The sequence below is a fragment of the Ornithinibacillus scapharcae TW25 genome (genome assembly GCF_000190475.1).
GTDB classification, from domain to species: domain Bacteria; phylum Bacillota; class Bacilli; order Bacillales; family Amphibacillaceae; genus Ornithinibacillus; species Ornithinibacillus scapharcae.
Window position 1 is genome coordinate 1 of record NZ_AEWH01000049.1, and the last position, 6,949, is coordinate 6,949.

General features: G+C 38.6%; 1 protein-coding gene. It reads right to left on the reverse strand.

The window, feature by feature from the left end:
• Window positions 1-6,949 (reverse strand): beta-ketoacyl synthase N-terminal-like domain-containing protein (locus G5W_RS22855; RefSeq protein ID WP_029191117.1); only part of this gene is annotated, 6,949 nt, incomplete at both ends.

Sequence of the window (6,949 nt, forward strand, 5' to 3'; positions counted from 1 at the left end):
TGTGTTTCATTCCGGTTGGCAATGATGATGCTGACCTTTGTTCCTGGCATAACGAGTCCTGTAGAACGTTCGATTCCAATCCAGGATTCTAGATGAGAACGTTCCAGGTCGTCCTGATATCCCCCAGCAAGTAAGACTCTGTCAGGTTTCAACTTAGCTTCTGCGATTCCTTGAAGTAGGAATAGTATCCCGGTAGGATCGGTAATCCATTTTTCCTCCTCTGTTGGCCATAGATAGAGGACTGCGTCCACCTTACCGACCGATGTCATAATATCTTTCAAACATGCGACATAACCGCTTTTATCTCCATAATGAACGGTGTAACGGTTTGTGGATTCCTTTTGATAGCTTTCTCCAAACCCGATGAAGTTTATCGTTATCTCAGGGTTCAGTTGTTTCAGATTCCTTTCGATGACCTGACGACGGTTTTCATCTGTCACTAATACAACAACACTATGAAGCTGTTTTTCTTCTAGTGTTAATGCAGATTCCTCCCATTTCTCTTCAAACGTCATCAATTCATACTGTTCCTTCGGTTCCGTTTTTGATTTAATAGGAGGAACCACTTCCTCAATATTCTGATTTTGATACTGAAGACCGGTTATAGCAGCCACTACATTTTCAGATTGATCATATAACACGATATCAAGCTCCAAGAGGCTATCCTGTTCGGTGTTTATCATGTTGATTACCCCAAATGTTGGTTGGCCCGCCTGTACTGGAATCTCTATTTTTTTCATAGAAAACAGTCTAATAGAACCTATATTATTAGTGAGATAAACATTTGCCGCTTCAAGGCAGGCTTCCAGTAAGCCGACATCTAACACTTCACGTTCTTTATATCCTTGATTCTCTTTTTCTATCCTATCTTTAAAACAAACTAGAAGACTTCTTTGTTCCGTATTAACTGTCCTTATCTCTTCCATATAGAAATCCAATCTTTTGCTGATATCATCCATAGATAAAGGAACAGGAAACTGGACAGCTAATTCATAGTGTGGTGCTTCTATACCCTTCGCTTCTACAGCCCTTATTTTCCCTTCACTACAAACTTCAGGCTCTTCTTCAGAGCTTTCCGCTTCTGCATAAATTTCCCACTCAAGACCACCATCACCATCTGGATATAAACCACTATGAACCAGTGTATTTTGGTCTATCATTACAGGTTCTAACCATTCAACGTCCTGAATCACGATGGTAAAACCTTCACTTGGGCTCATGGAACGTAGAGCCGCTACCCGAATCATTTCTAAATGTGCTAAATCTGGTAAATACGAATTATTCTCATTGGTAGAATGTAAGAAATCCTCTGTGCCGGTAAATACAGAACTAAAACGTTGCCCTCTAAGATCTGAGGTATTTTCATGAACGTATGGATGGATAGTGTCGGTTTTCAATACCTGTATCGGCGTTTTCCTCATCTCCGTTGGTACCCAATACTTTTCCTTTGTAAATGGATAAGTAGGAAGACTAACTTTTCTTAATCTATTCTTAAAGAGTGCTTCACACGAGATTTCATAACCAATACAGTAATATTCTGCTAATGCATAAAGAATCTCTTGATATTCAAAAAGGGAATTTTCCAATCTATGGCTCTTCTCTATCAACTCGCCTATCGACTGTGAGATAGCATTTTGTGGTACAAAATCTCTTGAGACGGTTGCCTTGAACAAATTCGGCACGCTTCCATTACTCATTGCTTGTCCAAGCACCGTAATAGCATCCTCCCTATCACTTACGACTACCGCACAGCGATGTCGAAAATGCTGTCTTCCCTCCATCAATGTATAACTAATATTTGCCAGGGCAGATGGTGCCATATCTATATTTCGCTCAAACATCCCTTTCAAATGATGGACTTTCTTCTGTAATGATTCTGGTGTTTTTGCTGATAGGGCAAGTAGATAGTATGGTTTTTCTACTTGGTTAGTTGACTGCTCCTCTTGAATTCCATCAACACCATAACTTTGCACTACAACATGCGCATTAGTTCCACTCATGCCGAAAGAACTTACTGCACTTAGTCGCTTCTTTCCATCTCTATCCTTCCATTCCCTATTTGCTCTATTCACATAAAATGGACTTTTTTCCCACTGAATATAATCGTTAAGCTGTCCACAGTTGATACTTGCAGGAATTGTTTCATGCTTTAATGACATTACTAGACTTATTAGGCTTACTAATCCTGAGGCTGCAAGTGTATGTCCAAAGTTTGGTTTGACGGATGTCAGAGCACAATAATTCTTCATTTCCGTATGACCTTTAAATGCCTCTGCGAGTGCATTTATTTCAACTGGATCCCCAAGCTTCGTCCCAGTTCCATGGGTAACAATATATTCCATATCTTGTGGATTAATCTGGAATCGATCATACACATCTTTTATAAGCTTGCTTTGAGAACTTCTGCTTGGAGCTGTTATACCATTTGTTTTCCCATCATAGTTGATGCCACTTCCCACAATTGATGCATAGATTGGATTACAATCCGCCTCAGCTTTTGAAAGTCTTTTTAAGACAACAACAGCAATAGCCTCGCCAGGAACCATCCCGTTTGCTCGTTTGTCAAAGGCATAACATGCACCATCTTCTGAAAGCATTCCAGCTTTATACATACCATTGTAACTTTCAGAAGTAACCATGATATTTGCACCTGCAACGATGGCAGTATCGCATTCTCCATTCCGTAAACTTAGACATGCTTGATGTAATGCTACTAAGCTAGAAGAACATGCTGTATTAATCGCCATATTCGGTCCATCTAGATTTAAGAAATAAGAAAGTCGAGCTGCGAGTATGGCATTATGGTTGGAAGTAATGCTTGACTCATTATCAACTAATTGCTTGTAATCTCCATCTTCAATGCCAACAAACATGCCAACCTTTTCATTTTCAAATGACTTTGCCCCGTATCCGGCATCCTCAAGTGCCTTCCATGTTTCTTCTAATAACAACCGTTGCCTAGGGTCCATTAATTCAGCATCACGTGGTGAGATTTCAAAGAAGAGAGGATCAAATTCATCGATACTGGACAATAACCCAGCTCTTTTACGAATTCCTTTTTCATTGCCTGTTTTATGAGTCCCCGTCCACTCTAAACGATCAAGTGGAATTTCTCGTACTGCTTCTTTACCTTCAAATAATATAGACCACAACTCCTCTACGTTTTCTGCCTCTGGAAATCTACCACTTAGTCCAATAATTGCTATTGGCTCTTTTTCCTGTGAACTTCTACTTACTTTACCTTCACGTTTACGTCTTATCTTTGTACTGTTATTATGAGTATTCAGCTTGTCACTTAAATGTTGAACCTTCTGTGGTTCAGGACGAACCTTCTCCTCATTCACATGATAAAAGTTCTCCATCTCTTTCGTGTATTCTTCTAGTAGGTATAGGCTTAGCCTATTAATGGTGGGATAACCATAAAACACATCAGGAGTAATTGTTAATTCATATCTATCGCTAATATTGATTGCAAATTCTGCTAGACTAATAGAATCGAACCCGAAATCTGCTAAATTCTCATCCGCATCCAGCTTCTCTTCAGGTATTTCAAGTGTTTGGCTAACGATGTTTTTTAATTCCCAAAGAACGCACTGCTCTACAGTCCATCCCTTCATGATGACTCTTCTACCTTTTCCTGTGGTATGTACTATTTCGCTGTTTTCAGAGCGCTCATTCAGTTGAACATTTGTTTGGACAGAGTCTATCTCGGACTCATTAGCCACCGTTAAAGCAATGTCATTACTATCACTTGTAGCTACTAATCCTTTTATAGCACTTACAACATGTCCATGTTCATCATAAAATGAAATATCCATTTCTAACGAATCTATTTCTGCATTTTCGATATGGTGTACTTGGAGGATTGCCCAAGTAATGTTATCTGTACCCGCATTAAATTCTGCCTCTCTCACGATAGATATATTTACTTTATTTAGTCTATTATCTTGACAAAAATGGATAGCTTGAAGACATGAATCGAGTATGGTTGGATCCAATACTACGGATTCTTTAAAGCCTTTCTGAATAGGTCCATGAGATTGGTTAAACTTAATTAATAATTCCCTATTTTCCACATTGGAAAGTCCATCTTTTATCCATAATCCTTCAACTAGACTATCAATAGTTAAATCACTTTTCATTTTTTTCATTTCCGGTGTATATAAACCTTTAGGATATTGCTCCTTTATTTTTTCTAGGTCAAGACTTTTAGTGATTGTTGTATCCTTTATCATCGCCTTGCCCTCACTACTCACAATATACCCTTCTTCGCCTTCACCATTTTCACTATATATTTCCCAGACAATCTCATCATTAGCTTGTTCATATAATGCAATATTTATCTGCTTTGATTTATCATTTATTGTCACAGGTTCGTTCCAATAAACATCTTTTAAGAGAATACTAGATTGTTGACCGTTCATATACAGGCTAGAAGCGACACGTGCCATTTCAATGTGGGCCGCATTTACTAAAACACTTTCTCCCTTTTCTTCATTTGCTTTCGTGAATATTTCTTTACCTGAGAACCATGAACTATATCGCTGACTACTAATATCTGAGGTGTTCTGATGAAGGAGTGGATGTATTGCCCCAGCCATTACAGTAGTATGAAGTAATTTTTCTGTATCAGGTAACCAATATTCCTCCCGTGTAAACGGATATGTAGGTAGGTTAACTTTACTTAGTCCTATATTACTTAGAAGGTCTTTACAAGAAACTTCATATCCCATGCAATAATATTCAGCCAAAGCATAAAGATTTTCTTTATACAATCTAGAATGTCCCTCAACCTCTAAACACTCCTGAATTAATTCCTCTATAGTCCTATTTATTACAGCACGAACAGTAAAGTCTTTTGGTACAGAACCATTAAAGATATTCGGTTCGTTTTCCGAGTCAGTCTGCCCACTGAACACCCGAATAGCTTCAGCTACATTCCTTACTACAACTGCAAATCTATAGGGAAAATGCTGCCTTCCTTCCATCAATGTATAGCTTATATTTGCCAGTTCCTCTGGTTGCATAGTTAGGTTTTCTTGAAAGAACACCTGCATGTCCTGTATTTTTTGTTGTAATGCTTCTGCTGTCTTTGCAGATAAGGCAAGAAGATAGTAGGGCTTTTCATTATGTTGAGTTGAAAGCTTATTTCCCTTCTCTTTTGGTGCATAACTTTGGACCACCACATGTGCATTCGTACCACTCATGCCAAAAGAGCTGACAGCACTTAGTCGTTGCTTTCCATCTCTATCTTTCCATTCCTGATTTGATCTGTTTACATAAAATGGGCTGTTCTCCCAATGAATATAATCATTTGGTTCTTCACAGTTGATACTAGCTGGAATCGTTTCATGTTTTAATGACATAACAAGACTAATAAGGCTTACTATTCCCGAAGCCGCTAAAGTATGTCCGATATTTGGCTTAACTGATGATAGAGCACAGTAACTGCTTTTCTCCGTAAAATCTTTAAATGCTTCTACTAGTGCATTGATTTCGATTGGATCTCCAAGCTTCGTCCCTGTGCCATGCGTAACGATATATTCCATATTCTGTGGGTTTATCTTAAATCGTTGATAGACTTCCTTCATAAGCTTACTTTGTGAACTTCCGCTTGGTGCGGTAATTCCATTGGTCTTTCCGTCATAGTTGATGCCACTTCCCATTATCGTAGCGTAGATAGGATTACAATCTGCTTCTGCTTTGGATTGTCTTTTTAAAACAACGACTCCAATAGCCTCACCAGGAACCATGCCATTTGCTCGTTTGTCAAAGGCGTAACACTTTCCATCTTCTGATAGCATTCCTGCTTTCTGCATACTATTGTAGCTATATGGAGTAATCATTAGATTCACCCCTGCAACAATGGCAGTGTCGCACTCACCACTCCGGAGGCTCTGGCATGCTTGGTGTACTGCTACAAGGCCAGAGGAACACGCAGTATTAATTGCCATATTAGGTCCGTCTAAATTTAAAATATAAGAGAGTCTTGCTGCAAGAACAGCATTATTATTAGAAGTAACTCCACTTTCGCTACTTTCCTTTGTCATAAACCTATAATCGCCGTCCTCGATTCCAACAAACATGCCAATTCTTTCATTTTCAAATGATTTAGATCCGTAGCCAGCATCCTCCAGCGCTTTCCAGGATTCTTGTAGCAATAATCGTTGCCTAGGATCCATATAATTCGCTTCACGTGGTGATATCCCAAAAAATAATGGGTCAAATTCTGCTATTCCCGGCAATACTCCAAATCTTTTGTTCTCCCCATCATCTTCCACCCATTCCAAACGCGACTGTGGTGCTTCTCGTATAACTTCTCTCCCCTCAGAAAGTAAAGTCCAAAGTTCGTCCACGCTTCGAGCTTCTGGAAATCTTCCACTTACTCCGATAATTGCTACCGGTTCATCAGTTTTTGTACTTGTAGATGTTCGATGATAATGATTACGTCTTATTTTTTTCTGTGTACTATTTATAGGATTCTCTAATTTTGAGGTATTTTCAGTTTTAGCAAACGAAACTTCCTCACCTTCTTGGTAGTACTTATTCATGTCTTCAATATAATTTTCCAGTAAATAACTACTTAATCTCTCAATCGTTGGATAACTGAAAAACAAATCCGGAGTTACATCAATCTCATATAGTTCACTTAATACGCTCGCGAATTCTCCAAGACTTATCGAATCAAAACCAAAGTCTGCAAGATTTTCTCCAACATTCAGTTTTTCTTTTGGTATTCTAAGAATCTGGCCAATACTATCCTTTATTTCCCAAATCAAACATTGTTCAATAGTCCAATCTTTCATTTGAGGTCGTCTGCCTTTACCAGGAGAAATGATAACTTTATTCTTTCTAGAAGGTTCCTTTATTACTGATACTGCCTTTGCTTCTAATCCTAGAAACTTGTATACCCTCTCCTTGATCCCCTTCATAACTAAATGTTGAATAG